Source organism: Burkholderia sp. AU45274, from assembly GCF_030482505.1.
Lineage (GTDB): Bacteria > Pseudomonadota > Gammaproteobacteria > Burkholderiales > Burkholderiaceae > Burkholderia.
The window spans coordinates 1675019-1701188 of the sequence record NZ_JAUJQE010000001.1; the positions used below are offsets into that span (position 1 = coordinate 1675019).

The 26170-nt window shown below is 66.0% G+C and carries 24 protein-coding genes; 18 read left to right on the top strand and 6 right to left on the bottom strand.

Going from position 1 to position 26170, the window contains the following annotated elements; genetic code table 11:
- Positions 1–11 precede the first annotated feature (11 nt).
- Positions 12–932 (top strand): bestrophin family protein, encoded by a 921-nt coding sequence (locus QZM35_RS07420; protein ID WP_301775698.1) that lies wholly within the window; start codon positions 12–14, stop codon positions 930–932.
- A gap of 121 nt (positions 933–1053) precedes the next feature.
- Here the strand turns inward: QZM35_RS07420 and QZM35_RS07425 are convergent, their stop codons facing one another.
- The 3 genes from QZM35_RS07425 to QZM35_RS07435 form a co-directional block, all read right to left on the bottom strand.
- A complete protein-coding gene (locus QZM35_RS07425; RefSeq protein WP_301775699.1) occupies positions 1054–1953 on the bottom strand; it encodes a hypothetical protein in 900 nt (299 codons plus the stop codon).
- A gap of 125 nt (positions 1954–2078) precedes the next feature.
- Positions 2079–3254: a hypothetical protein gene (locus QZM35_RS07430; RefSeq protein ID WP_089427245.1), complete on the bottom strand. Its 1176-nt coding sequence runs from the start codon at positions 3252–3254 to the stop codon at positions 2079–2081.
- 842 nt (positions 3255–4096) lie between these two features.
- Positions 4097–6130: an FUSC family protein gene (locus tag QZM35_RS07435; RefSeq protein ID WP_301775700.1), complete on the bottom strand. Its 2034-nt coding sequence runs from the start codon at positions 6128–6130 to the stop codon at positions 4097–4099.
- Between the two features lie 145 nt (positions 6131–6275).
- Between QZM35_RS07435 and QZM35_RS07440 the strand changes: the two genes are divergently transcribed.
- From QZM35_RS07440 to QZM35_RS07470, 7 genes are all read left to right on the top strand, one after another.
- Complete coding sequence (locus QZM35_RS07440; RefSeq protein WP_089427243.1) at positions 6276–7178, top strand: LysR family transcriptional regulator; 903 nt, start codon at positions 6276–6278, stop codon at positions 7176–7178.
- Between the two features lie 434 nt (positions 7179–7612).
- Positions 7613–9172 (top strand): DHA2 family efflux MFS transporter permease subunit, encoded by a 1560-nt coding sequence (locus tag QZM35_RS07445; RefSeq protein ID WP_089432861.1) that lies wholly within the window; start codon positions 7613–7615, stop codon positions 9170–9172.
- Positions 9173–9346: 174 nt separating this feature from the next.
- The gene (locus QZM35_RS07450; RefSeq protein WP_301775701.1) at positions 9347–9676 is read left to right on the top strand and encodes a hypothetical protein; all 330 of its coding nucleotides are present in this window, start codon (positions 9347–9349) and stop codon (positions 9674–9676) included.
- Positions 9677–9933: 257 nt separating this feature from the next.
- Complete coding sequence (locus QZM35_RS07455; RefSeq protein WP_089432862.1) at positions 9934–10269, top strand: sugar ABC transporter ATPase; 336 nt, start codon at positions 9934–9936, stop codon at positions 10267–10269.
- 136 nt (positions 10270–10405) lie between these two features.
- The gene (locus QZM35_RS07460) at positions 10406–11995 is read left to right on the top strand and encodes an ABC transporter substrate-binding protein (protein WP_174972390.1); all 1590 of its coding nucleotides are present in this window, start codon (positions 10406–10408) and stop codon (positions 11993–11995) included.
- 170 nt (positions 11996–12165) lie between these two features.
- Positions 12166–12708: a class I SAM-dependent methyltransferase gene (locus tag QZM35_RS07465; RefSeq protein WP_301775702.1), complete on the top strand. Its 543-nt coding sequence runs from the start codon at positions 12166–12168 to the stop codon at positions 12706–12708.
- A gap of 27 nt (positions 12709–12735) precedes the next feature.
- Positions 12736–13989, top strand: coding sequence for a hypothetical protein (locus tag QZM35_RS07470; protein WP_301775703.1), 1254 nt, complete (start codon positions 12736–12738; stop codon positions 13987–13989).
- A 19-nt stretch (positions 13990–14008) separates the two neighbouring features.
- On the opposite strand, the gene QZM35_RS07475 is transcribed toward QZM35_RS07470, so the two are convergent.
- The 3 genes from QZM35_RS07475 to QZM35_RS07485 form a co-directional block, all read right to left on the bottom strand.
- Positions 14009–15316 (bottom strand): Nramp family divalent metal transporter, encoded by a 1308-nt coding sequence (locus QZM35_RS07475; RefSeq protein WP_174972386.1) that lies wholly within the window; start codon positions 15314–15316, stop codon positions 14009–14011.
- 84 nt (positions 15317–15400) lie between these two features.
- A complete protein-coding gene (locus tag QZM35_RS07480) occupies positions 15401–16657 on the bottom strand; it encodes an oxalate decarboxylase family bicupin (protein WP_301775704.1) in 1257 nt (418 codons plus the stop codon).
- Between the two features lie 111 nt (positions 16658–16768).
- Positions 16769–17176, bottom strand: a complete 408-nt coding sequence (locus tag QZM35_RS07485; protein WP_301775705.1) for a hypothetical protein — start codon at positions 17174–17176, stop codon at positions 16769–16771.
- Here QZM35_RS07485 and QZM35_RS07490 point away from each other — a divergent pair.
- From QZM35_RS07490 to QZM35_RS07535, 10 genes are all read left to right on the top strand, one after another.
- A complete protein-coding gene (locus QZM35_RS07490; protein ID WP_174972382.1) occupies positions 17175–17771 on the top strand; it encodes a hypothetical protein in 597 nt (198 codons plus the stop codon). The two genes, QZM35_RS07485 and QZM35_RS07490, sit on opposite strands and share 2 nt — an antisense overlap.
- A gap of 366 nt (positions 17772–18137) precedes the next feature.
- On the top strand, positions 18138–19019 hold the full coding sequence (gene sapR, locus QZM35_RS07495; protein WP_089432867.1) for a sap1 transcriptional regulator SapR: 882 nt from the start codon (positions 18138–18140) through the stop codon (positions 19017–19019).
- Positions 19020–19043: 24 nt separating this feature from the next.
- Positions 19044–19607, top strand: a complete 564-nt coding sequence (gene ddpX / locus QZM35_RS07500) for a D-alanyl-D-alanine dipeptidase (protein ID WP_089429074.1) — start codon at positions 19044–19046, stop codon at positions 19605–19607.
- A gap of 70 nt (positions 19608–19677) precedes the next feature.
- Positions 19678–21279 carry an ABC transporter substrate-binding protein gene (locus QZM35_RS07505; RefSeq protein ID WP_301775706.1) on the top strand — a complete coding sequence of 534 codons (1602 nt, stop codon included), beginning with the start codon at positions 19678–19680 and terminating at the stop codon, positions 21277–21279.
- Between the two features lie 10 nt (positions 21280–21289).
- Positions 21290–22360: an ABC transporter permease gene (locus QZM35_RS07510; RefSeq protein ID WP_089475095.1), complete on the top strand. Its 1071-nt coding sequence runs from the start codon at positions 21290–21292 to the stop codon at positions 22358–22360.
- 66 nt (positions 22361–22426) lie between these two features.
- Positions 22427–23341 carry a nickel transporter permease gene (nikC, locus tag QZM35_RS07515; protein ID WP_069251831.1) on the top strand — a complete coding sequence of 305 codons (915 nt, stop codon included), beginning with the start codon at positions 22427–22429 and terminating at the stop codon, positions 23339–23341.
- A 1-nt stretch (position 23342) separates the two neighbouring features.
- Entirely contained in the window at positions 23343–24257 is a 915-nt protein-coding gene (locus QZM35_RS07520; protein ID WP_089432871.1) for an ABC transporter ATP-binding protein, read from the top strand.
- Positions 24254–25030 (top strand): ABC transporter ATP-binding protein, encoded by a 777-nt coding sequence (locus QZM35_RS07525; protein ID WP_089427229.1) that lies wholly within the window; start codon positions 24254–24256, stop codon positions 25028–25030. The genes QZM35_RS07520 and QZM35_RS07525 overlap by 4 nt, the downstream gene beginning before the upstream one ends.
- Positions 25031–25158: 128 nt before the next feature.
- The gene (locus QZM35_RS07530; protein WP_089427228.1) at positions 25159–25413 is read left to right on the top strand and encodes a GlsB/YeaQ/YmgE family stress response membrane protein; all 255 of its coding nucleotides are present in this window, start codon (positions 25159–25161) and stop codon (positions 25411–25413) included.
- A gap of 379 nt (positions 25414–25792) precedes the next feature.
- Complete coding sequence (locus tag QZM35_RS07535) at positions 25793–26128, top strand: type 1 fimbrial protein (protein ID WP_301775707.1); 336 nt, start codon at positions 25793–25795, stop codon at positions 26126–26128.
- The last annotated feature ends 42 nt before the right edge of the window (positions 26129–26170 follow it).

Below are 26170 nucleotides of genomic sequence, written 5' to 3' on the forward strand. Positions count from 1 at the left end.
GGAGCGCCGCGATGATCGTTCGTCCGCGCGAGCACTGGCTGCGGATGCTGCTCGTCTGGAACGGCTCGGTGCTGCCGACCATCCTGCCGCAGCTCGTGCTGACGCTCGCGATCAGCCTCGTCGCGGTCTGGGGCGGCGGCCGCGTGCTCGGCGAGAAGGTGCCGCTGAACCCGACGCCGTTCACGCTGATCGGCCTGACGCTCGCGATCTTCGCGGGGTTCCGCAACAACGCGAGCTACGAACGCTACCGCGAGGGCCGGCAACTGTGGGGCGGCGTGCTGACCGCCACGCGCACGCTGGTGTCGCAGGCGCTCTGCTACGGTGCGATCGACCGTGACGATGCATCGCGGCGCGCGTTCGTGCGGACGGTCGTCGCGTTCGTCTATGCGCTCAAGCATCAACTGCGCGGCACCGATCCGGCCGCGGACCTGCGCGGGCTGCTCGACGGCGCCGCTTACGCGCGCGTTGCCGCTGCGCGGTTCCGCCCGGTCGTCATCGTGCACGCACTGCGCGAAGCGTTCGCCGCACGCGCCGATGCGGGCCATCTCTCCGACACGCGACTGTGGATGCTCGACGCGCGCCTCGACGATCTCGTCGAGATGGTGAGCGGCTGCGAACGGATTGCGTCGACGCCGATCCCGTTTTCATACGACGTGCTGCTGCACCGGACCATCTATGCGTACTGCGTGCTGCTGCCGTTCGGTCTCGTCGATTCGATCGGCGCGGCGACGCCGTTCGTCAGCGTGTTCGTCGCCTATACGCTGATCGCCCTCGACGCGATCGCACATGCGATCGCCGAGCCGTTCGGCGACGGGCCGAACCATCTCGCACTCGATGCAATGACGCGGCAGATCGAGCGCACGCTGCTCGAGCTGAACCGCGAGCCGCTGCCGGCGGAAGTGAGGCCGGGCAAGGCCTGGCGGCTCAGTTGATCCGGCCGACTCGGCCCGGTAGCGACGCGCTGCCCGGCGTTGACGTCCCCTGCATTCTCGGTACGAGTTCTGCCGTGGATTGGACCGCACCGTCGACGACCGCGCCATTGCGTCGCGCCCCTTACCCTCCGAGGAATTGCGCTGCACTTACCACGGACGCGGCGAGGACGATTGGCGCATTCCGATCGCTGGCGATTTGCACCGTCATCTGGTTCTCGCTGTTGAAGTGAATATGGGTGGAAATCCCGGAGCCGCTCAAGTAGAACGGCCACATACCCTTCGCCTGACTGGCTTGGATCGATTGCTGGTCGGCTTTGCTAAACGACGCACTCGATGTGTACTCGGCATTCAGACCCGATACGACAAGCAAGCTTGCAACAAAGCGCTGCATGTTGCCGTGCGGGCCAAACGTCGATTGCCAATTGATCGCCGATCCCGGATTCCACGGGTCGCCGCTCTTCGTCGCGTGCGCAAGTGACAGCGCTGAAGAAACGTACCAGTTGGACGGCGTTGCCGACAACGGAAGCACGTGCTTGAATTCGAACTGACCGGACACGTCGCCGGCGGCGAATTGCGCACTCGGTCCCGAGATGGAATCGCTGCCGCCCCACAGGCCCCAGAATCCTGTATTCGGCTCGGCGTTGCTGCCGAACGGAAACGTGACGCTAGGGGCTACCGCAAGCTGCTTCACCAGGCCGGCATAGTCGACATTCCAGGCGGGGGGCTGCCGCCCCCACACATCGAGGCGATGCTTTGCTGCCGCGATCGGATCGAGCAGAGCGGATCCAGGTATCAATGAGTCGATCAACGCGGAATATGCCGCAAAAAACGTGTCGCCACCGCTTGGCGCAAAGACCGGCAAGTCGGCCGGAATGGTGTTGAAGCAGGACCACAGTGACTCGTTATCCCCGGAGCGGAGCAATGCGGCCGGCTGTAGCACTTGCCCGCCCGACCGAGAAAACCCGAGCGCCGCAAACTCCGCGGTGATAAAGCGGTCTTGCAGTTCGACGAATGAAGCCATGGGATTGACCTTTCTTCGGTTGTGCAAGTCGGCGGGATCCAGGGGATCCCGCCCGAAATGAGCACGGCGCAGCGACCTCCTGCTGCAAATGGCCGGAATGCCGGCTCAGGTATCACTGCCCGACGTCAGCTGTAGAACTTCTCGGTAAGGATCTTCGACGCCAGCGACTCATGGCCGAGATAGTGGCTTGCGGAAAGAACGATGCAGCCGATGACAACGGGTACGTTCTTCTGAGAGGTGATCGTGACGGTCATGTTTCCCGCGGCATTGAACGCCGTCGACGTGTTGGAACCGCCCGAGCTACTGGAGCAATAGAATGGCCACAAACCGGCGGACGAGTTATTTCTGATCTGCTCCTGCTCGCTCTCGCTATAGGACGCGTTAGACGTAACCTTGATGTTCATCTCGTTGACAATCACGAGAGTCGATGCGAACCGTTGCATGTTGCCCGACGCGCCGAATGTCGTTTCCCAATTGGGCTTGACACCGGGCTTCCACGGCGCACTGCCCGGGTTGTTGAATGCGAGGCCGAACGCGCCCGAGCTGTACCACGTGCCCGGGGTCACGTTGAACGGCAGCACGTTGCGGAAGCTCGCGTCCACCGATACACCGCCGGAGGCGAACTTCTGGCTCAACGTGGACGTATAGCTGCTGCCGCCCCATAGCCCGAAGAAACCGCTGTTCGAACCTTGGGTCCACGTGCTGGACACATCGGTTTGCCAGCTGTTGGTACCGACATTGAAGGAGCGATACGGCGCCTTCTTGAGCAAGGCAAGCATCTTCGAGTAGCCGGGCACGAAGTCAACCGACTCGTCACCGGCCGGGAGGTAGGGTTCGACGTTCAACTGCGCAGCGAAGATCGGATCAAGCTCCGCAGCCGCCAAGGCAGACGCGCCCGACACTGCAACGGCAGAACACGCTCCGTTATATAGCGCCCAATTGCGAAACTTCTTGGGATTCGTCAGGCTCTTGTCCTGCTTCAGCGCAGCCTGATAGCTATCCCAACATGCCGGGCCGAGCGTCGATTGGAAGTTGTTCGGTGCTGACTGCAATGCAGACATCACTGCCTGGTAATTGGCAAGAAACTGATTGCCGCCCGAAATCTGCGTGTTCCCCGTCAGAGACGCGACGGGAAGATTATTGAAATAGGCCCAGAGCAAGTCATCCGCGCCCTCTCCATCCAGAAGCGGAGGCGACGGTTGAATCACCTGAAACGGGTCCTGGTTGGAGTACCCCAGACCCTGGGCGAGTGCGTTGTAGAAGCCAGCTTGAAGATCAACGAAGTTTTTCGGATCCGCCATGACATTCACCTTTGTGTTATTTTAATGCACGATTTAAATGCCCCGATTATTTTGCAAGCAAACCTATCAATCCACTGCACCTTCCCGCATTACTGCGGCCACCACATTGCCACGCCATAGTCGCGCGCCTCGTTTTTCGCGTTGACCCGGCGTTTTTGCACGACTTCACCTCGCTTCTCCCGGAATCTCCTATGCACACACTTAATAATCAAACCAGCCGCATGAATAAAACATAGATAAAAAACATAGACTTTAAAGCTGTCATTTATATCAGCCCAATTCGATTCATCAATCGTCAATATTATTCAATAATCCAAGAATCAATAAAAATAGGTTCGCATTAAATTAAAAATATCCCCTTGCCGCTCCATTGCGGCAACAGAGTTGAGTGCTTGTCGCGTGGGCAGTACGGGGTCGTTGCCTGCATTGCGCCGGCCCCTCGATCACTCTCATTAAACGGCCGCAATTGCTCCCCAAAAACGCAGCCCAACAGAAAAAGTTGGATTTAGCCATGAATGCCATTCCGAAAATTAAATTGCGCACGGGAGTGAGCGGACTCCTCGCCAAATATGTGAACGCACTGCAAGAGTGCTCAAATTTTTCGAATACCGGTGGGAAGTAACCATTGGAACAGACGCTGATAAATTCAAGCGCTCAGGTCTGGATTCCGTCAGTCGCCCCGGGGAAAAAGGTGAGCAACGACACCACGGAACTGGATACCGCTGACGAATGATTCCCCGGCGAGGCAAAGCGGAAAACTGAAGCCTCAGGGTGCGCCTGCCTCATTCAACGTCGATGGACAGGTGTTTTTCGAAGGAGAGACTGCACCACTCCTTCCGATTTCAGACGAACGCTACCGCGCGCAGGAAGCCATCGTGCGCGGCCGCCGTCTCCGCGATCGTTCTCAGCAGCACCGCACCGCGCAGCAGTGCGCGGCCGTCGTCGCTGTCGACTTCGGTCACGCGCCGCAGCAGCATGCGGGCAGCCGCGTTGCTGGTCCGCGCCAGCCGCGCGAAATCCGCGCGCCCGACCCGCCCCCGCACGACCGCGACCGCCCGGCGCGCCGCCGGCTCGCGCGCGGCCAGTTCGGCGAGCGACAACAGGCTGTCGCCGATCGTCCAGGCCGCGAGCAGATCGCGCAGGTCGCGCTCGATGAGCGTGGGTGACAGACGGCCCGCGAAACCGAGTTCGCGCCCGAGACGGTCGGCCGTGCGGCTCAGCCACGCACTCGCCCGCCATGCCCGTGGATTGCGTGCGATGCGAACCAGATCGTCGCGCACCGCGCGATGCAGGCGCCGCCGGCTCGTGCCGGGATCGCCGGGAAACACGAGCGCGAACACCAGCGCCCCGAACGCGATGCCGAGCAGCGTGGCGAGCGCCGAATTGAGAAACGCGGCATCGCCGATGCGCGCCGTATTGTCCGGCGACGTGAAATTCCAGAAGAAGATCGAGAAGCCGCTGCCGATGCCGGCCGTGCGCGGATTGCGCATCGCGATGCCCGTGCCGATCATGAACACGCCGAGGATGTACGCGAGCATCTCGAAGCCCGACACCGCCGGCAGCAGCACGAAATTGCAGAGCGCGCCCGCGACCGCCGCGCAGGCCGCCCCTTTCAGGAAGCCGACGGTGGCGCCGACCGAGTTCGGGCGCGTCGAGAACAGCGCGCAGACCACGCCCGTGATCGCGACGAACCCGGCGCCCGACGGCCACGCGGTGACGATCCAGAGCGCCGATGCGACCAGCACGGCGACGAACGCGCGAATGCCGTTGTGCCACGCGAGCACCGGATCGTGGTGGAACGCATAGCGCACGCGCGACGCCGGCGGATTCGGCCGGTCCAGCTGCGCCTTGCCCGCAAAGGCGGCGTCGAACCCGGCAAGCAGCGCCGCCAGCCGGTCGAGCGTGAGCAGGCGCGACGGATCGGAGCCGGCCGGCTCCGCGGCCTCGGCGCGCACCGCGTCGTCCACGCGCGCACGCAATGCGGTCAGCGCAGGCCCCGCTTCGCCCGACGCCGCCACGCCATCGAGCACCTGCGCGGCATCGGCGACCAGCGGCTCCGGCGTGCCGTCGCTGCGCGCCGCGTGCTCGTGCAGCGCCTGCCCCGCGGCCTGCGCGGACAGCACACCCAGCACCGCCGCGCGCAGATGGCCGATCGCGTTGCGCACCGGCAGATCGCCGGCGGCCGCATATTCGGCCGCCGTGTCGAGTTCGAGTGCGTCCGCGAACAGCCGGTGCACGGCGGCGCCGTTCGGCTCGCGGCGCAGCGCGCCCGCACCGACGGCCACCGCGCGGTCGAGATAGCGCGCGAGCCGCGTGCGGACGTCGGCCAGCGGCGAACCGGGCGCGAACACAGTCTCGAACGCCGCGCCGCACAGGATGCCGACCACCACGTACAGGAAGCGCGCGGTCGCGATGTCGAATGCGTGCAGCGGCGCGGAGACGGCGTCCATCGCGATGATCGCCGCCGTATAGCCGGCGAGCACCGCCGCATACGCGCGGAAATTGCGCAGAAAGGTCGCGACGCCCGCGCACAGGCCGATCCACGCGGCGAGCGCCGGCAGGAACAGCTCGGGCGTCTGCGCGAAGGCGCCGGTCAGCACCAGTGCGACGGCCGCGCCGATCGCCGTGCCGAGAATCCGGTACTGGCTCTTCGACAAACCCATCCCGCGGCTGCCCTGCGCGACGATCCACACCGTCGACGCGGCCCATTTCGGGTCGTCGAGATTCATCCGGAATGCGATGTAGAGCGCGAGGAGCGACGCGGCCGTGTTGCGCAACGCGAAGCCGAGGGCGCTGGGCGGCAGCGTGGGCCGGGCGTCGCGCAGCGCGGTGCGCACGGCCGCGAGCGGCGGTAGAGAGGGCAAGGCGAATTTCATGCGGCGAGCATACGGGGGCGCGCCGCCGCCACTAAGAGGCGCGGACAGGATGCGTTATTGCACCGGGCAGGATAATCGCCGCCGCACGAAGCAATTCGGCCGGCACAGGTAAGATGCGCGCAGGTCGAACACTGAAGCACCTCGTATGGACTTCGAAAGCATCCGGATATTCCTGCGCGTGGTCGAGCGCGGCAACTTCACCGCCGCCGCCACGCACCTCGACATGCCGCTCAGCCGCGTAAGCCGCAAGGTCAAGCAGCTCGAGGACGATCTCGGCGTCCAGCTGCTGTACCGCACCACGCGCCGTGTGTCCGTCACCGAAGCCGGACGCGACTACTACGAGCGCTGCCTGCGTGCCGAGGACATCCTGCTCGACGCCGACCGCCAGGCCCGTGCGCTGCGCACGGCGCCGGAGGGCATGCTGCGCGTGCTGGTGCCCTATTCGATCGGCCTGTTCGAGCTGGAGCCGGCGCTCGCCGAGTTTCGGCGGCGCTACCCGCTGGTCCAGCTCGTGCTGATCTACGACAACAACCCGCTCGATCTGGTCGAGCATGGCTTCGACGTCGCGCTGCGGGCGGGCGTGCTGACGGACTCCAGCTACATCGCGCGCTCGCTCGGCTGGTCGCAGGCGAAGCTCGCCGCGAGCCCCGCGTATCTCGACCGCGTCGGCCGGCCCGCCACGCCGCAGGATCTCGCGCAGCACGACCTGCTGCTCGTCGGCCGCGACGCGCCCGGCCTGACGCTGCGGCTCACCAATGCGGCCGGCGAAGTGGCCGACGTGCCGGTGCGGCCGGTGCTGATCACCAACGAATCGGTGACGGTGCTGCGCCAGGCCGCGAGCGGCGGCGGCATCGCGCTGGTCTCGACGCACTACACGGCCCGCCGGCTCGAGCGGAACGAGCTCGAAATCGTGCTGCCCGACTGGCACCGGACCGACGACGTCGAGCTGCACGTGCTGTATCCGCGGCGCGCGACGCTCGACAGCAAGGTGCGCGCGTTCGTCGAATTCCTCGCGGAAGTGTTCGACGATTGGCGCACCGCCCCGTAACCGGCACGGTTCGCCCAGCGATTGTTGCAGCAAGCGAAATCGATTAATGAGCCGGCACGTGTTGATGGCGGCTCGCCACATCGTTAGCCTGTCGCGATGCAAAACCATTCCACACGCGACGGCAGCCGCCTGACCGCTGCCCGCAGGCGCGTCACGCGCGTCCCGCCTTCCTGACCGGCAGCATTCCGCCTCCCGAAGCCCGCCACGGCTTCGTGCATCCGATCGAGCAGCACGTCGCACGCGTCGGCCCCTCTACCGGGCCGCGTCGCGCGCGCCGTGCTTCCTTCCGTTCAGCAGCCGCGCCGTCCGTGCGTCGCTTTCGCGCGCGCGCGCGTGCGTGGCCGCGTGCGGCCGCGCGTGCCCGCCGCAACGGGTCGCATCCGTTCCGCCCCTTACGTCCCTTACGTCCATTACGTCCCTTACGCAGGAAACCCATGTCCTCTCCGTCCACTACAGCCCCGCTATCGGGCGGCCGCCTCGCGATCGGCACGATCGCGGTATCGCTCGCGATGTTCATGAACGTGCTCGACTCGTCGATCGCGAACGTCGCCATTCCGACGATCTCGGGCGACCTCGGCGTGTCGGTCGACGAAGGCACGTGGGTGATCACGATCTTCGCGGCCGCGAACGCGGTGTCGATTCCGTTGACCGGCTGGCTCACGCAGCGCTTCGGCCAGGTGCGCCTGTTCGTCACGTCGATCCTGCTGTTCGTGTTCGCGTCGTGGCTGTGCGGGATCGCGCCCAACCTGCCGACGCTGCTCGCCGCACGGATCCTGCAGGGCGCGGTCGCCGGGCCGCTCGCGCCGCTGTCGCAGGCGCTGCTGCTCGGCGCGTGGCCACGGCAGAAATCGTCGAGCGCACTGGCGCTGTGGTCGATGACGGCGCTCGTCGGCCCGATCGCGGGGCCGTCGCTCGGCGGCTGGATCACGTACGACTACAACTGGTCGTGGATCTTCTACATCAACATCCCGGTCGGCTTCTTCGCGGCCGCCGTCACGTGGATCGTGTTCCGCGACCGCGAATCGGCCACGAAACGCATGCCGATCGATACGATCGGCCTGTTGCTGCTCGTGCTGTGGGTCGCGTCGCTGCAGATCATGCTCGACAAGGGCAAGGATCTCGACTGGTTCAACTCGCCGGTCGTGGTCGCGCTCGGCATCGTCGCGCTGATCGGCTTCGCGTTCTTCCTCGTGTGGGAGCTTCACGAGGCGAACCCGATCGTCGACCTGCGGCTATTCACGCAGCGCAATTTCGCGGGCGGCACGATAGCGATCTCGGTCGCGTACGGGATGTTCTTCGGCACGCTGGTGCTGCTGCCGCAGTGGATGCAGGGCTATCTCGGCTACCGCGCGGTCGATTCCGGGCTCGCCACCGCGCCGCTCGGCGTGTTCGCGATCCTGCTTACGCCGGTCATGGGGCGCCTGCTGCCGCGCACCGATCCGCGCTACATCGCGACACTCGCGTTCGTCGGCTTCGCGGTCGTGTTCATGATGCGCACGACCTTCTACACCGACGTGTCGCGCTGGGATCTCGTGCTGCCGACGCTGCTGCAGGGCATCCCGATGGCGATGTTCTTCGTGCCGCTGACATCGATCATCCTGTCCGGGCTGCCGCCGGAGAAGATCCCGGCCGCCGCCGGCCTGTCGAATTTCGGCCGCACGTTCTGCGGCGCGGTGGGCACGTCGCTGATCAGCAACGCATGGAACGACCGCACGATCCTGCATCACGTGCGGCTCACCGAACAGGCGAGCGTCACCAATCCGGTCTTCACGCAGCAGGTTGACACGACGCGCTCGCTGCTGCATCTCGGCCCCGATTCGGCACTCGCGTTCTTCAACGCCTCGGTCGATTCGCAGGCGGCCGTGATGGGGTTGAACGACATCTTCTACGTGTCGGCGATCATCTTCATCGCGATCATTCCGCTCATCTGGATCACGAAGCCGAAGCGCTCCGGCGGCGGCGATGCCGATGCGGCGGCGGCCGGCGCGCATTGACCCGAGTGCGCGACGGTCGGGCCCCGTCCTGCACGCGCCGGGGCTCGCGCCGTCACACGCCGACGTAATAAAGACTTGCAATCGATACACGAGGAAACGTCAACAGCCGGTGCCCGCTCCGCGTTTTTTGGACAAGCGCCCACGATCCGGAGCGCAACGACAGGAGAACACACCATGCGAGCCCTGACCCGCCATCTCACGATTGCCGCGACCCTGATGTCGGTGCTGACCGGTACCGCGTTCGCCGATACGCCGTGGCAACAGGCGCATCCGCGCCGCGAAGCGGTCAACCAGCGCCTCGCCAACCAGAATCGCCGGATCCATCACGAAGTGAAGGAAGGCGAGATGTCGCACGCCGAAGCTGCGCGCCTGCACCGTGACGACCGCAAGATCCGCCGGGAAGAGCGGGACATGGCTGCGCAGGATCACAGCCACATCACGAAGAGCGAAAAGCACGTGCTGAACCAGCAGGAAAATGCGGTCAGCCACCAGATCGGCCAATAAGATCGACAACACCGGCAAGTGCCCATTCGCCGTCACCTGAAACGCCCGCTGCCGCGATGCGGTAGCGGGTGCTTGTTGTGTATCGAATCGTTTCAACGCGCCAACGGCTTCAAACGCTGCGGGTATACTCCGTCGTCAGCCGCCTGTCGCATCGTCATCCGTCAAAAACGGCCCGATTCCGGGCGGTTTCGTCGCGAAGCTTCGCGTTTCGCCTCCCCCGCGCCCCAGCCTCGATACGAGACCCACGACGACCCATCATGAAACGATTCCTGCTGCTCCTTCCCGCCGCCCTGCTCGCCGCCTGCGGTTCCGCGCCCTCGTCCGACTCGGGCTCCGCCTCCGGTGCAGCGCCGATGATCTACGTGTCGTCGCAACGTCCGGCCTACGCGGTCGCCAACTGCCTCGACAGCCGCCTGTCGGGCACCGAGCAATCGCAGCACAACGGCGTGACCGACATCGCGGTCGGCTCGAACTCGTACTTCGTCACGTTGACGCCGTCGGGCAACGGTTCGGTCATCAAGGTCGTGCGCGGCTCGGGCAACGAGCCGGCCGAGGAAGCGATGCGCTTCGCGATCGCGCGCTGCGCGATCTGATTCGAACCCGCCGACGCCGGGCGCCCGCCCGGCTCGCGGCTACGCGCCACCCCACCGGCGCGCACGCCGAATATTTTCATCCGGCCGGCCGTCGATGAGAGAATCGCACCCACGATTCCCTTTCAACGGAGCCCGCATGAAGCACCTGCTGTCCCGCCTGTTCGTCAGCGCCGCGCTCGTCGCGCTTGTTCCGGCACTCCCGGCGCAGGCGGCCACGCCGCCCGGCATCTTCGTCGTCGCGACGCAGCTCGGCGAATTCACGACCCTCGACCCGAGCGGGATCTACGAGCTGGTGCCGTCCGAATACGTCGCGAACACCTACGAACGCCTGGTGCGCGTCGACCTGAAGGACCCGACACGCTTCGACGGGCAGATCGCGCAATCGTGGACGGTCGGCGCCGACGGCGTGACCTACACGTTCAAGCTGCGCCCCGGCCTCACGTTCCACTCCGGCAACCCGGTGACCGCCGACGACGTCGCGTGGTCGCTGCAGCGCACCATCCTGCTCGACAAGGGGCCGGCCGGCGTGCTCGCCGATCTCGGCCTCACGAAGGCGAACGTGATGCAGAAGGTGCGCGTGGTCGATCCGCAGACCGTCGTGCTCGAAACCGACCGCAAGTACGCGCCGAGCTTCGTGCTCAACGTGCTGAGCGCGTGCCCGGCATCGGTCTTCGACAAGAAGCTGCTGCTGTCGCATCAGCAAGGCAACGATTTCGGCAGTGCCTGGCTGCGGACCAACGACGCGGGTTCGGGCCCGTACCAGCTCGTCAAGTGGACGCCCAACGAGACCATCGTGCTGCAGCGCTTCGAGAAATACCGCACGCCGTACCCGATGAAGCGCGTCGTGCTGCGCCACGTGCCCGAAGCATCCGCGCAACGCCTGCTGCTGGAGAACGGCGACGCCGACGCCGCGCGCAACCTGAGCCCCGACAGCCTCGCCGCGCTGACGAAGGCCGGCAAGATCAAGGTCACGTCGTGGCCGGTGTCCGCGCTGCTGTACCTGAGCCTGAACACGAAGAACCCGAACCTCGCGAAACCCGAGGTGCAGCAGGCGATGAAATGGCTCGTCGACTACGACGGCATCCAGCGCAACATCGTCAGCACGACCTACAAGGTGCATGAAACCTTCCTGCCCGAAGGCTTCCTCGGCGCGTCGAACGCGCGGCCGTACAAGCAGGACGTCGCGAAGGCGAAGGCGCTGCTCGCCAAGGCCGGCTTGCCGAACGGCTTCGACGTGACGATGGACATGCCGAACGACTATCCGTACCTCGAGATCGCGCAGGCGCTGCAGGCGAACTTCGCGCAGGGCGGCATCCGCGTGAAGCTGATTCCGGGCGATGCGAAGCAGGCGATCGGCAAGTATCGCGCGCGCCAGCACGACATCTTCGTCGGCGAGTGGTCACCCGACTACATGGACCCGAACAGCAATGCGCGCGGCTTCGCGTGGAATCCGGACAACTCCGACCAGTCGCCGACCAAGATGCTCGCGTGGCGCAACAGCTGGGACATTCCGCAACTGACGAAGGACACCGAGGCCGCGCTCGTCGAGCCGTCGCCCGCGAAGCGCGCGCAGCGTTACGAAGCGCTGCAGAAGGCCGTGCTCGCGAACTCGCCGTTCATCATCATGTTCGAGAAGGTCGTGCAGGTCGCGACGCGCCCCGGCGCGACCGGGCCGGAAATCGGGCCGATCAACGACCTCGTGTCATACCGCACGCTCGCGAAGTAATCGGGGCTGCCCGCGCGGCCGGCCCTGCCGGCGCGCGGGTAATCGCCGCCACCGCCGCGCCCGCGCTAGGGCGAGGGGCGGCCGGCGATCTACAATGGCCGGCACCGCGGGGACCGGCGGGTCCCGGCGCTGGCAACCACCACCGAATCCGGTTCGCGAAGGAAAACAGGATGCGCACGCTACAACAACTGAGAATGGCGTTTCTGCAGTACCAGATCGAACCGATCGGCTGGCTCGGCGACAGCCCTTCCCGCTTCGACTTCTATACGGAAACGGCGACCGGGTGCGACACCATCCTCGAGCTCGGCGTGTTCACCGGGCTGACCACGACGGCCTTCATGCTCGCGCAACCCAAGCGCCTCGTGTCGGTCGACATCTCCGACGAGCACTTCCGCATCCGGCACGAACTGGAGCAGGCCGCGCAAGACCTGTCGGTCGACTTCGAATTCAGGATCGCCGACGATCTGGCGATGGAGCCGCTGGCATCCGACCTGCTGTTCATCGACACCACGCACACGTACGAGCAGACGCTCGCCGAACTGAACCGCTTCGGCCCGCTGGTGCGCAAGAAGATCGTGCTGCACGACATGACCACGGCAGGCGTATATCAAGCCGTGTTCCAGTGGCTGTGGGACAACAAGCAGTTTCATATTACGTATCACGACAGCCGCGGCTGCGGCGCGGTCGTCTGCGAGCGCCACGTCGGCTACTGAGCCGGGCACGCACACCGGGGAAAGAACATGCATTCGAGCGAGCACGCGGTCTGCGTGGCGATCAACGACAACAACCGCGCGTGGTACGAAATGCTCGTGCCGTTCCTGCTGTCGCTGCGGCACACCGGCTACGACGGCCGGATCGCGGTGATCGGCTACGGCCTCTCCGAACGCAAGCGGCAGATCCTGGCGAGCCAGGCGGTCGACGTGATCGAGGCATCGGGCGCGTATGCGCTGCCGGTCGGCCGCTTCATCGAGGCCGCCGAGTATTGCGCTCGCCACCCGCAGATCCGCAAGCTCGCGCTGTACGACGCCGACATCTGGTTCTGCGCACCGGGGTTCGACCTGTTCTCGCAGATCGGCGACGACCGGATCCACGCGTGCCCCGACCCGCTGTTCTGCACGTTCGTCGTCACGCCGCTGATCGGCGAGCGGCGCGACCATCACTGGCGTCTCGTCGTCGACGAAGTCTCCGCGCGCCACGGCGGCGCCTTGCAGGCCGGGCTCGTGGCCGGGACCGCCGATGCCTGGACACGCTACGCCCACCACCTGCGCGACTGCATCGCCCGCATCGGCACCGATTTCCAGGAATGCTTCGGAATAGATACGACCTTCCTGCACCTGTGGAGCGCACAGGGTGAAACGGCGCTGCTCGACCCTGTCCAGAACTTCGTCAGCAAGTACGGCATTCACGAAGCGTTCGATGCCAGCACCGGCACGACGACGCTCCGGTATCACGGCGAGCCGATCCGCGCGCTGCACATGACCGGCGATATCCGCTTCCTCGACCGGTGGCGCTACTACCCGAACCACACCGACGCCGCGCTGCGCGACGGCATGCCGTTCGCGCTGTCGGACGGCACGCCGGCGCAATCCGACACGGTTGCCGCGCGCATCGCGGCGACCGGCTACGTCCGCTCGGCCGGGCTGACCGTCGCGGCCGCGGCGATCGAGGAAAGCACCGGCGCCTACCTGCAGGCGATCGACGAACCCGGCGGCACGATGCTGATCGGCAGCGGAAACCACGAAATCGTGCTCACCGCGACCCGCGACATCGCGCGGCTGAACGTCTACGTCACGCATCCGTCCGGCTCGCCGTCGCCGCTGCTGTGCGAGGTGCTGGTCGACGGGCAGGCGCAACGCAAGGGCACCGAGCTGATGGCGCATTTCTGGTATCAGGTCGCGGCCGGCACCGTCATCACGCTGCGCTCGACGAGCCTCGGCGGCCAGCAATGCAACGTGATCTGGCGGCTTCGCGAGGCGCCGGACATGCAGCAGTAGGCGGCCGGCCCGCGGCCGTTCAATTGAAGGCCGCCCACACCAGGTACGCATTCAACCCGACGATCACGACCGTCGCCGCGCCGGCGACGATCCGCAGCGGCGGCCGCATCGCGTAGGCGCCCATCACGTCCGTGCGCGCCGACAGCAACAGCAGCGCGATCATCGGCAGCGGCAGCACGAAACTCAGCACGACCTGGCTCGCGACCATCGCGCGCGTGACGTCGCAGCCGAGCGCGACCACCGCGAACGCGGGCACGACCGTCACCGCGCGCCGCACCCAGACCGGCATGCGGCGGTGGATGAAGCCCTGCATCACGACCTGCCCGGCCATCGTGCCGACCACCGAACTCGACACGCCCGACGTCAGCAGCGCGACGAGAAACAGCGCGCCGGCCGCCGGCCCGAGCACCGGGATCAGCGTGTGATACGCGTCGCCGATGTCGGTCATGCCCGGCGCGCTCGCGTGAAACGCCGACGACGCCATCATCACCATCGCGAGATTCACGAACCCGGCCAGCCCGAGCGCGACGACGACCTCGCGATTCGAGAAGCGCACGAGCCGCCGCCGCTCCGCGTCGTCGCGCGGCGCGGTGCGATCCTGCGTGAGACCCGAATGCAGATACAGCGTGTGCGGCATGATCGTCGCGCCGATGATCCCCACCGCGATCGTCAGCGCCGCGTGATCCGGAATCTGCGGGACGATCAGGTGGAACGCGGCCGCATGCCAGTCCTGCGGCGCGATCAGCAACTCGCCGAGATAGCACGCGCCGATCACGCCGACCAGCGCCGCGATCGCGGCTTCCAGCGGCCGGAAGCCGCGCTTTTCGAGCGCGAGGATCGCGCCGGTCGCGAGCGCCGTCGCGATCATCCCCGCGAACAGCGACAGGTGGCACAACAGCCCGAATGCGAGCGCGCCGCCGAGGAATTCGGCGAGGTCGGTCGCCATCGCGGCGATCTCGGACGCGACCCACATGCCCCACACGACCGGCGCGGGAAAGCGGTCGCGGCACAGCTCCGCGAGATTGCGGCCGGTCACGATGCCGAGCTTCGCGGACATCGCCTGGAACAGCATCGCGATCGCGTTCGCGGCCAGCACGACCCACAGCAGCCGGTAGCCGTACGCGGCGCCGGCCTGGATGTTGGTCGCGAAGTTGCCGGGATCCATGTAGCCGATCGACGCGATTACGGCCGGGCCGACGAACGGCAGCAGCGCGGCGACGCCGGTGCGGCGCCCTTCCAGCGCGGCGCGCGCCGCGCCGTCGGGGTGCGCGGTGGACAGGTCGGGCAGCGCGAAGCCGCCGGCACGTTTGCTCGTGACGGGAATCATGGTGAGGTTCCGTTCGAATGAGGAAGGATTCCTGAAGTTCGGGCGCCGTGGCCGGCATGCCGCCTGCCGGCCGAGGCGGCGGCGTTACAGCGGCACGACGTCGGGACGGTTGCGCGGAAACTGCGCGATCACGTCCGGTGCGACGTCCAGGTGCGCTTCGACGAGCTGCGGCGGCGTATGCGCGAGCCAGTCGGACAGCGACACTTCCGCATAGCGGTCGGTCTTGAAGATCTCGAGGAACACCAGGTCGGTGTTGCCGGTGTTCTGCACGTAGTGTCCGAGGCTTTTCTTCACGTAGCCGACGTCGCCCGCGCGGAAGTCGGCCGTCTGCGCCTTCGGCCCCGTGTCGAACACGGTCATTCGCGCGTCGCCCTGCAGGTAGTACTGCCATTCGTCCGCGTTGGGGTGCCAGTGCAGCTCGCGCATGCCGCCCGGATGCACGGTGACGAGCGCCGCCGCGACCGTGGTCGACACGTTGAAGTTCGTGCTGTCCGCGATCCGCACTTCGCCGCCGCGGGTCTTCCTGACCGGCTTCATGTCGCCGAGCGAGAAGATGAACGGATGCGGCGGCGCCCCGGCCGACGACGCCGACGCGCGCTGCGCTTCCGCGAGCGGGCCCGGTTCGTCGCCCTGGAAGATCCACAGGTTGTCGAGCGGAATGTTCCTGAACGCGTCGGCCGGCACGCCGAAGTTGAGCGCAAGCACGTCGGGCGGCGTGTGCGCGATCCAGTCGGTCAGCAGCAGCGTGTTGAATTCGGACGCGCGGCCGTTATCGAACGCGAGCAGGAATTCGGCGCCGTCGGTGCCGAGGCCCTGCAGCGAATGCGGCAGACCGGGCGGGAAATACCAGAGATCGCCGGTTTTCACGTCCTGCACCGATGGCCTGCCGAGTTCGTCGAGTACCGTGATCCGGCAGCGGCCGTCGAGCATGATGGCCCACTCGGCCTGCTGGTGCCAGTGCATCTCGCGAATGCCGCCACGCGTGAGGCGCATGTTGACGCCGGAAATGGTTTCGGAAATCGCAAAATCGTCCTGCGTGACTTCACGTGCCCATCCGCCATTTTGAATGCGTTTATGGGCGTTATTGAATGACGCCCAGAATAATGGCATCCCATTGATATCGGTAGCCGGCGGATCCTGAAAGGCCGGGAATTGATTGGCGATTGCCGGGTTTTGGGGCCCCGGGTCGGTCAGGCTCTGGCGGTTGCGCGCATTCACCGCGCCTTCCGGCGGGCGGTCCGGATTACCGAACGAAGCAGCCTTGGCCGATACGGCGATACCCGCCGCGGCAATGGCGCCGGCCGTTCCAGCCAGCATCTTGCGTCGAGAAAGATTCGTCATGATTTCCTCTTCATGCCTGCGATTGTGCGAATTTCCATTTACGGAACACATGCCGTTTTTCGGATTATCGAAAATCGAACATCCCGTGACGCAAGTTAAATCCATATTCATCTAAAAATTAAATGAATTATTAACCTGAATTGATGAGTTAATCTGATTCGCTTTAATTTTGTAATTATTGAGGCGCTGTTGGGTGTGAGCGACCGATGCTGTTAATCGGTCGAGTCTGGTGAATGAGGAAACGCGATCAGTTGCAGCGGTGATGCCTGAAATGGCGGCAAGAGGAGTCGATGCCGAGTCCACGTAGCGCGAAATGCTCGATGCCAGGGCGCGGTTACCCCGGGGCATCGTCACCACACGCCACGCGTTTTTTGTCTCTTCAGGACCGCTTTTAACCGGTTGAGCCGCGGCAAAGGCAATGTCGGGCAGGCGGGCGACGTCGACAAGACGACCGCCCTTGCATTTTCGGGGTATTTCAGGGTACTCTCGGGGTAATTCAACCAGAAACGGAGCTTTCATGCCCCCGATTCAGTATGTCAATGCCAGCGATGGCACCCCTACCCATGTCATCATTCCCGTCGACGAATTCGAGCGCGATTACGTGCGCATCGACACGACTCATGCGGCACCCGAGTCCGAACCCGCGCGCGAGTCGCTGTTGAGCGCCGACAAGCTGTTCATCAAGCTGCCGCACGGCGGCCCGGACGCGAAGATCGACGTTCACGCGTTCGCTCACGCGTTCTGCCGCCGCGGCACGACCGATACGGTGCTCCCGGTTGTGCCGATCGCCAAAAAAACGCAGAAGCTGGCCGACTTCGAGGCCAAACGCGACGGCAACAACAACATGGTCGGCCCCATCAACGGCCTTGACGCGATGCTGCGGCGTTGCTGCCTGCCGGAGGGTTCGCCCTATCGTGACACGATGCAGGCGACTACGGCTGTGGTCGACGCACTCGTCGAAACCGGCCTGTTCAAGCGCACGACTCAATCCATGCCCGGCTTCTATCGGGCCGTGCAATGCCTTTCCGTGGTGGAGGAGAAAATCGTCGCCTTCGTTGATGACCACGGCGAACCGGACAACCCGATCGACCCGAACCTCTTGATCATCCCGTGATGCCGAAGCAGCATCGCATTCCTCAACATGCAAAGGCGAAGCCCGGGGACGGCCTTCGCTTTTTTCTTTTTGCGGCCAACCGGGCAAGCGCTGTCACTGCACCGATCGCGACTCCCATTTCACGGCTTCGAGACACAAGACCTAGCGCAGGCTTCGCCAGCCCGACAATTATTCCTGTCAGGCATATTTTGCGTTTATGCCTGACAGGAATAATTGACCCGCCTGCGCACACCTCTCCCTCCGCCGACCATGCTTTCGCCCCTATCACCTATCCTCACACCATAGTTTTTATCCGCTGGCGCGGATGATTTTGGCTTTGTTAGATGGATGACATTCGATCACCTGACGACAACGATCTAACAGCCGATGACCTGCGCGTTTGCCCGTACCGTCGAATCCCGCTATGCCGAGCTGACGCCGACCGCCAAGCGCATCGCGAGCTACATGCTCGCGAACCTCGACCGGCTCGGGCTCGAGACGGCCGACCAGATCGCGCAGCAGGCCGGCACCAGCGGCATCTCGGTCGGGCGATTCCTGCGCAGCGTCGGCTACCGCAACCTCGACGACCTGAAGCGCGAACTGCGCGGCGGCGGCGACCGCCCGTGGATGATCACCGACCGGCTCGACGAATACCGCCGCGTCGCCGGCACGCATCCGGCCGAACCCGACGGCAACGGCCGCGAGGGGCCGCTCGCGTCGTCGCTCGAGCGCGAGCTCGATGCGATCCGCCACGTGTACCGGCTCGCCGAAGGCCCGGTGTTCGCGCAGGTGGCCGACCGGATCGCGCAGGCGGACGCCGTGTTCATCCTCGGCATCCAGTCGACGCGCGGGATCAGCAACGCGTTCAGCAGCTACCTCGAATACCTGCGCCCGCGCGTGTTCTATTCGGACGGCCAGTCGGGCTCGTACGTCGATTCGCTGAACTCCGAATTCGAGCGGCCGTACTGCATCGTCACCGATACACGCGCGTATTCGCGCAGCGCGCGCCGCTATTGCCAGGCGGCCGCCGAGCGCGGGCAGCCGTTCGCGCTGGTCACCGATCTCTCGTGCCCGTGGGCGCGCGACTGGCCGGCCGACCTGCTGCAGGTGAAGACCGACGTCGGCCAGTTCTGGGATTCGCTCGCGCCGCTCACCTGCCTGTTCAACCTGCTGATCACGGCCGTGGTCGACCGCCTCGGCCCCGCGATCGACCGGCGCGTCGCGCGCAACCGCGAACTGCAGCGCACGTTCGATCAATTCGAATCCTGAATGCGAGTGCCTTCCGAACCGCCGATGAACGCTCACCGCCTCGTTGAAATCACGTCCGCCACGCATCGCGTCGACATCGATCTCGTCTACGCGACCGACCGCAACCTGACCGGCAAGCCGATCTACCGCCGCGCGCATTGCCTGCTGCTGGCGCCGGCCGAAGCCGCGCTGCGCCGCGCGGTGACCATCGCGGCGCAAGCCGGCTTCACGCTGCGCATCTACGACGCGTACCGGCCGCCGCAGGCGCAGCAGGTGCTGTGGGATTTCCTGCCCGATCCGAACTTCATCGCCGATCTCGGCCGCGGCTCGAATCACAGCCGCGGCACCGCGCTCGACCTGACGCTCGTCGGCGCGGACGGCGAGCCGCTCGACATGGGCACCGGCTTCGACGAGATGGTCGCCGCCTCCGGTCACTTCCACGCGGGGCTGCCCGAAGCCGTTCAGCGCAACCGCCTGCTGCTGCTCGGCGTGATGCACGCGGCCGGCTTCGCGCACATCGACAGCGAGTGGTGGCACTACGAATTGCCGGGCTCGCACGCGCTGCCGCAGATCGACAATGCCGACAGCGGCTCGTGGCACCTGATGTGATGGCCCGACGTATTTCCCTCACCGTTCACGTTCGACGACTTCAACGATCTCAACGACAGATGGAGCGCACATGAAATTGCTGACATCCCGGCTCGTCGCGGCGCTGGCCGCCGCGTCCGTTCTCGCCGCCGTTCCGCTTTCCGCCGCGCGCGCGGAAACGCCGAAGGACATGTTCGTGATGGCCACGCTGCTCGACGAATTCACGACGCTGGACCCGGGCGAGATCTACGAGCTGGTGCCCGAGGAATACGTCGCGAACACGTACGACCGGCTCGTGCGCGTCGATCTGCGCGATCCGTCGAAATTCAACGGCGACGTCGCGCAGTCGTGGACGGTGAGCACCGACGGGCTGACCTACACGTTCAAGCTGCGCCCCGGCCTCAAGTTCCACTCGGGCAACCCGCTGACGGCCGACGACGTCGCCTGGTCGATCCAGCGCGCGGTGCTGCTCGACAAGGGGCCGGCCGCCGTGCTGACCGGCATCGGGCTCACGAAGGCGAACGTCGTCGCCAACGTGAAGAAGCTCGACGACCTGACGGTATCGGTCACGACCGACCAGAAGTACGCCCCGACCTTCGTGCTGAACGTGCTCGGCTCGTGGCCTGCATCGGTGGTCGACAAGAAGCTGCTGCTGTCGCACCAGCAGGGCAACGATTTCGGCAACGCCTGGCTGAAGACCAACGAAGCCGGCTCCGGCGGCTACAAGCTCGTGAAATGGACGGCCGGCGACAGCGTCGTGCTGCAACGCTTCGATGGCTACCGTCTGCCGCTCGCGATGAAGCGCATCGTGCTGCGCCACGTGCCCGAAGCGGCAAGCCAGCGCCTGCTGCTGGAAAACGGCGACGTCGACGCGGCGCGCGACCTGAGCCCTGACGATCTGGCGTCAGTCGTGAAATCCGGCAAGGCGAAGGTGTCGGCCTCGCCGCAGGCGACGCTGCTGTATCTCGGCCTGAACACGAAGAACCCGACGCTCGCGAAACCGGAGGTACAGGAAGCGCTGAAATGGCTGGTCGACTATGCGGGCATCCAGGGCAACGTGGTGAAGACGACCTACAAGGTGCACCAGACCTTCTTGCCCGAAGGCTTCCTCGGCACGCTGAACGCGAACCCGTACAAGCTCGACGTCGCGAAGGCGAAGGCGCTGCTCGCGAAGGCCGGCGTGCCGAACGGCTTTTCGGTGACGATGGACGTGCGCAACGACTATCCGTACACCGAAATCGCGCAGGCCGTGCAGGCGAACTTCGCGCAGGCCGGCATCAAGGTGCAGCTGATCCCCGGCGACAACAAGCAGACGCTCGCGAAATACCGCGCGCGCCAGCACGACATCTACATCGGCGAATGGTCGGCCGACTACATCGACCCGCACAGCAACGCGCAGGGTTTTGCATGGAACCCGGACAATTCCGACAAGTCGAGCTATAAAATGCTGGCCTGGCGCAACAGCTGGGATATCCCGCAACTGACGAAGGAGACCGACACCGCGCTCGCCGAACCGACCGCCGCGAAACGCGCGCAACGGTATCAGGCGATGCAGAAGGAGATGCTCGCGCGTTCGCCGTTCGTGATCATGTTCGAGAAAGTCGCGCAGGTCGCGACGCGGCCCGGCGTGAGCGGGCTCGACGTCGGGCCGATCAACGATCTCGTGTCGTACCGCAACCTGAAGAAGCAATAAGATTCGCCGCATGTCGACACCCGCCTCCTCCCTCGAAGCACTGCGCACGCTGCCCGCGCGGCGCCCGGCCGTGCGCTGGGCCCTGCGCGTGCTGCGCTGGGCGCTCACGCTCGCCGTCACGTTCGCGGGGCTGCTCGCGCTGACGTTCGTGATCGGCCGCAAGGTGCCGATCGACCCCGTGCTCGCGATCCTCGGCGATCGCGCGTCGGCCGACGCGTATGCGGCCGAGCGCATCGCGCTCGGCCTCGACAAACCGCTCGCCACGCAATTCCTGATCTATGCGCGCGACGTGCTGCACGGCAATCTCGGCATGTCGCTGCTGACCGCGAACCCCGTGCTCGACGACATCAGGCGCGTGTTCCCGGCCACGCTCGAACTAGCGACGATCGCGACGCTGATCGGCATCGCGATCGGCGTGCCGCTCGGCGTCGCGGCCGCCGTGAAGCACAACCGGCCGATCGACCACGTCGCGCGCTTCGTCGGGCTGATCGGCAATTCGGTGCCGGTGTTCTGGCTCGGGCTGATGGGGCTGCTGCTGTTCTACGCGCGGCTGCACTGGGTCGGCGGGCCCGGCCGGCTCGATCCCGTGTACGACGGGATGGTCGACGCGCGCACCGGCAGCCTGCTGATCGACGCGGCGCTCGCGGGCGAGTGGGACGTGTTCCGCAACGCGGTGTCGCACATCGCGCTGCCGGCCGCGATCCTCGGCTACTACTCGGTCGCGTACCTGAGCCGGATGACGCGCTCGTTCATGCTCGACCAGTTGAGCCAGGAATACATCGTCACCGCGCGCGCGAAGGGCTTGTCGGAACGGCGCGTGATCTGGCGGCATGCGTTCGGCAACATCATGGTGCCGCTGCTCACCGTGATCGCGCTCACGTACAGCAACCTGCTCGAAGGCTCGGTGCTGACCGAGATCGTGTTCGCGTGGCCCGGGCTCGGCTCGTACCTGACCGGCGCGCTGCTGAACGCCGACATGAACGCGGTGCTCGGCGCGACGCTCGTGATCGGCGCGATGTTCATCACCGTCAACCTGCTGACCGACGCGCTGTACCGCGTGTTCGATCCGCGTGCGCGCTGAGGGCCGACCCGACATGACCGCTTCCCCCCTGCTTCTTTCATCGCCCATGCCGAAGGTCGTCCAGTCATGAATGCCGAGCGTCTCACCCTGCGTGCGTGGCTGCTCTCCGACGCGCCCGCATCGCGCTCGCAGGCCGCACTCGGCCTCGCGTACCGGCGCTGGCGTCGTTTCGCCGCGAATCCGCTCAACCTGTTCGGGCTCGCGATTCTCGTCGCGCTGATCGTCGTCGCGATCGTCGGCCCGCTGATCATGCCGCACGACCCGCTGCGCCAGGTGCTGTCCGACCGGCTGCTGCCGCCCGGCTCGCCGTCGCACTGGCTCGGCACCGACCAGCTCGGCCGCGACATCCTTTCGCGGCTGATTGCCGGTTCGCGCCTCACGCTCGGCATCGCCATCCTCGTCGTCGTGATCGTCGTGCCGATCGGCCTCCTGATCGGCACGACGGCCGGCTATTGCGGCGGCTTCGTCGACAGCGTGCTGATGCGCATCACCGACATCGCGCTCGCGTTCCCGAAAATCGTGCTCGCGCTCGCGTTCGCCGCCGCGCTCGGGCCGGGCGTGATCAACGCGGTCGTCGCGATCTCGATCACCGCGTGGCCCGCGTATGCGCGGCTCGCGCGCGCGGAGACGATCCGCATCGCGCAGGCCGACTTCATCCACGCCGCGCGCCTGCAGGGCGCGTCCGGCCCGCGCATCCTGCTGCGCTACATCATGCCGCTGTGCATGTCGTCGGTGATCGTGCGCGCGACGCTCGACATGGCCGGCATCATCCTGACCGTCGCGGGCCTCGGCTTCCTCGGCCTCGGCGCGCAGCCGCCGAGCCCCGAGTGGGGCTTCATGGTCGCGTCGGGCCGCAACGTGCTGCTCGACGCGTGGTGGGTCGCGACGCTGCCCGGCTGCGCGATCCTGCTCGTGAGCCTCGCGTTCAACCTGCTCGGCGACGGGCTGCGCGACGTCTTCGATCCCCGCCATGGAGCGTGACATGCCGATGAATCCCGCCCCCTCGCCCGCGCCGCTCTGCGAGATCGACGGCCTGAAGATCGGCTTTCGCGGCCACGACGGCACCGTCACCGACGCCGTGCGCGACCTGTCGCTGACGCTCGCGCCCGGCGAACGGCTCGGCATCGTCGGTGAATCGGGCTCCGGCAAGTCGCTGACGGGCCGCGCGCTGCTCGGCCTGCTGCCCGATGCCGCGCGCTGGTCGGCCCGCACGATGCGCTTCGCGGGCCACGACCTGCTCGCGATGCCGCCGGGCGAACGCCGGCGGCTGTGCGGCAGCCAGATGGGCATGATCCTGCAGGACCCGAAATATTCGCTGAACCCGGTGATGACGGTCGCGAAGCAGATGGGCGAGGCGTTCCGGCTGCACGAGCCGGGCCTGCGCGGTCGCGCGCTGCGCGAACGGATCGTCGACGCGCTCGCGGCCGTGCAGATCCGCGACCCCGCACGCGTCGTCGATGCGTATCCGCACGAGTTGTCGGGCGGCATGGGCCAACGCGTGATGATCGCGATGATGGTGTCGACCGGCCCGCGCCTGCTGATCGCCGACGAGCCGACGTCCGCGCTCGACGTCGCCGTGTCGATGCAGGTGCTCGCCGTGCTCGACGCGATGATCGCGCGACACGACACGGGCCTGATGTTCATCAGCCACGACCTGCCGCTCGTGATGTCGTTCTGCGATCGCGTCGCGGTGATGTACGCGGGCCGCGTGGTCGAAACCTGCGCCGCGCGCGACCTGCGCGACGCATCCCATCCCTATACGCGCGGGCTGCTCGCGGCGAACCCGCCGCTCGCGAACCCGCCGGACGAACTGCCCGTGCTGCGGCGCGATCCGGCGTGGCTCGAGCCCGCGTCGCCTGCCGGCACGCCCGCCGATCGACAGGAGGCCGCACGATGATCGACGTCGATCACGCATCGATCCGTTTCCCGACCCGCACGGGTCACGTCGACGCCGTGCGCAACGCGAGCTTCGCGGTGCGCGACGGCGAGGTGTTCGGGCTCGTCGGCGAATCGGGTTCCGGCAAGTCGACGCTGCTGCGCGCGCTGACGGGCCTCGTGCCCCTCGCGTCCGGCAGCCTGTCGATCGACGGCCGGCCGGTGGGCGGCACGCCCGATCGCGCCTTTCGCCGTCACGTGCAGATGGTGTTTCAGGATCCGTATGCGTCGCTGCATCCGCGCTTCACGGTCGACCAGACGCTGCGCGAGCCGCTGTCGATCCATGGCATCGGCGACGCCGATGCACGCATCGCCCGCGCGCTGTCCGAGGTCGGCCTCGGCCCCGCGTTCCGGTTCCGCTATCCGCACCAGCTGTCGGGCGGCCAGCGGCAGCGCGTCGCGATCGCGCGCGCGCTGATCGTCGAGCCGCGCGTGCTGCTGCTCGACGAGCCGACGTCCGCGCTCGACGTATCGGTGCAGGCGGAGATCCTGAACCTGTTGCGCCGCCTGCATCTCGAACGCAACCTGACGATGATCCTCGTCAGCCACAACCTCGCGGTGGTCGGCTTCCTGTGCCAGCGCGTCGCGGTGATGCAGCATGGCCAGATCGTCGAGCAACTCCGGATCGAGGACGTGCGCGCCGGGCAGGTGGCGCGCGACTACACGCGCACGCTGCTGAACGCGACCGAAGGCTACCGCCGTCTCGACCCGGTGGCGGGCGCGCCGGCGGCCTGACATCTGCGCGCCGTGCCGGCATGCGATACTCGGCACGCCACGCGGCGGCCTGCCGCGCATGGAACCCTTGTGCGCTGCACGGGTCAACTTTCTTTCGTCAACAGCTCATCCGCAATAGGGAGGCGTTCATGCTGCAATTCATCGAAACCCTGGTCGTCGGGCTCATCGTCGGCCTCCTCGCCCGCGCGCTCAAGCCCGGCGACGACAAGATGGGCATCCTGATGACCATCGTGCTCGGCGTTGTCGGCTCGCTGGTCGCCGGCTACGTCGGCCGCGCCGCCGGCTGGTACGCACCGGGCCAGGGCGCGGGCTGGATCGCGTCGATCATCGGCGCGATCGTGCTGCTCGTGGTCGTCGGCGCGGTACGCAAGCGCACGGCCTGAACGACGCACGTTCCGCTTCAACGCAAAACGGCCGCTCGGAAACGAGCGGCCGTTTTCTTTTGGATCGCCGATATTCACCTGCGCACCTCTTTCACGCTCCATAAATTCGTTGACTTCGCAACGACCCGTCGTGACGACCGGCATCGGACTTCCGCGTTCCGGTCGAGCCTACACCACCGGCATTACCCTGATTTGATATCTCGCAAATCAGGCATAGATTGAATTCAGCAATACGAAAGCGTTTGCTCCTATCCCAAATTGGTAATTTTCCACTCAAGAGTTTCGATGGTTTTGCCGTTTACGCATACAGCATCGCAGCGTTAGACGGACTGCCACCCGAGCGGCCCCGCTGCGACGCGCTTCCTCTCTGGAGCCTGTCATGAAGCACCGCCCTATCGCCGCCTCGTTCGTCCTGGCTGCTGCGCTTCTGGCCACTTCCTCGTCCTTCGCCGCCGGCACGTCCGGCGTCATCACCTTCTCCGGCATGATCGTCGAGCCGCCCTGCTCGTTCGCGGTCGATACGGCCGATGTCGCCCGTGGGCACGTGCGCCCCGATTGTCCGCGCCCGGCCTACGGCCAGATCGCGTTCGTCGACGCGGCGAGCCAGCAGGCCATCAAGACCACGACCTTTACTCAGGCCTCGCGCGCAATCGTTTTACCGAACCGTCCGGGCCACAACCAGGCGCCGATGATCGCCGTCGTGACGTACCAGTAAAGCCGTCCGCCGGCGCGCGGGATCCAACGGATTCCGCGCGCC

What these genes read in the sequence shown, in the direction of transcription:
- QZM35_RS07420 (WP_301775698.1), top strand. Translation starts at nt 12, where the DNA reads ATGATCGTTCGTCCGCGCGAGCACTGGCTGCGGATGCTGCTCGTCTGG.
- QZM35_RS07425 (WP_301775699.1), bottom strand. Translation starts at nt 1,953, where the DNA reads ATGGCTTCATTCGTCGAACTGCAAGACCGCTTTATCACCGCGGAGTTT.
- QZM35_RS07430 (WP_089427245.1), bottom strand. Translation starts at nt 3,254, where the DNA reads ATGGCGGATCCGAAAAACTTCGTTGATCTTCAAGCTGGCTTCTACAAC.
- QZM35_RS07435 (WP_301775700.1), bottom strand. Translation starts at nt 6,130, where the DNA reads ATGAAATTCGCCTTGCCCTCTCTACCGCCGCTCGCGGCCGTGCGCACC.
- QZM35_RS07440 (WP_089427243.1), top strand. Translation starts at nt 6,276, where the DNA reads ATGGACTTCGAAAGCATCCGGATATTCCTGCGCGTGGTCGAGCGCGGC.
- QZM35_RS07445 (WP_089432861.1), top strand. Translation starts at nt 7,613, where the DNA reads ATGTCCTCTCCGTCCACTACAGCCCCGCTATCGGGCGGCCGCCTCGCG.
- QZM35_RS07450 (WP_301775701.1), top strand. Translation starts at nt 9,347, where the DNA reads ATGCGAGCCCTGACCCGCCATCTCACGATTGCCGCGACCCTGATGTCG.
- QZM35_RS07455 (WP_089432862.1), top strand. Translation starts at nt 9,934, where the DNA reads ATGAAACGATTCCTGCTGCTCCTTCCCGCCGCCCTGCTCGCCGCCTGC.
- QZM35_RS07460 (WP_174972390.1), top strand. Translation starts at nt 10,406, where the DNA reads ATGAAGCACCTGCTGTCCCGCCTGTTCGTCAGCGCCGCGCTCGTCGCG.
- QZM35_RS07465 (WP_301775702.1), top strand. Translation starts at nt 12,166, where the DNA reads ATGCGCACGCTACAACAACTGAGAATGGCGTTTCTGCAGTACCAGATC.
- QZM35_RS07470 (WP_301775703.1), top strand. Translation starts at nt 12,736, where the DNA reads ATGCATTCGAGCGAGCACGCGGTCTGCGTGGCGATCAACGACAACAAC.
- QZM35_RS07475 (WP_174972386.1), bottom strand. Translation starts at nt 15,316, where the DNA reads ATGATTCCCGTCACGAGCAAACGTGCCGGCGGCTTCGCGCTGCCCGAC.
- QZM35_RS07480 (WP_301775704.1), bottom strand. Translation starts at nt 16,657, where the DNA reads ATGACGAATCTTTCTCGACGCAAGATGCTGGCTGGAACGGCCGGCGCC.
- QZM35_RS07490 (WP_174972382.1), top strand. Translation starts at nt 17,175, where the DNA reads ATGCCCCCGATTCAGTATGTCAATGCCAGCGATGGCACCCCTACCCAT.
- QZM35_RS07485 (WP_301775705.1), bottom strand. Translation starts at nt 17,176, where the DNA reads ATGAAAGCTCCGTTTCTGGTTGAATTACCCCGAGAGTACCCTGAAATA.
- sapR (WP_089432867.1), top strand. Translation starts at nt 18,138, where the DNA reads ATGACCTGCGCGTTTGCCCGTACCGTCGAATCCCGCTATGCCGAGCTG.
- ddpX (WP_089429074.1), top strand. Translation starts at nt 19,044, where the DNA reads ATGAACGCTCACCGCCTCGTTGAAATCACGTCCGCCACGCATCGCGTC.
- QZM35_RS07505 (WP_301775706.1), top strand. Translation starts at nt 19,678, where the DNA reads ATGAAATTGCTGACATCCCGGCTCGTCGCGGCGCTGGCCGCCGCGTCC.
- QZM35_RS07510 (WP_089475095.1), top strand. Translation starts at nt 21,290, where the DNA reads ATGTCGACACCCGCCTCCTCCCTCGAAGCACTGCGCACGCTGCCCGCG.
- nikC (WP_069251831.1), top strand. Translation starts at nt 22,427, where the DNA reads ATGAATGCCGAGCGTCTCACCCTGCGTGCGTGGCTGCTCTCCGACGCG.
- QZM35_RS07520 (WP_089432871.1), top strand. Translation starts at nt 23,343, where the DNA reads ATGCCGATGAATCCCGCCCCCTCGCCCGCGCCGCTCTGCGAGATCGAC.
- QZM35_RS07525 (WP_089427229.1), top strand. Translation starts at nt 24,254, where the DNA reads ATGATCGACGTCGATCACGCATCGATCCGTTTCCCGACCCGCACGGGT.
- QZM35_RS07530 (WP_089427228.1), top strand. Translation starts at nt 25,159, where the DNA reads ATGCTGCAATTCATCGAAACCCTGGTCGTCGGGCTCATCGTCGGCCTC.
- QZM35_RS07535 (WP_301775707.1), top strand. Translation starts at nt 25,793, where the DNA reads ATGAAGCACCGCCCTATCGCCGCCTCGTTCGTCCTGGCTGCTGCGCTT.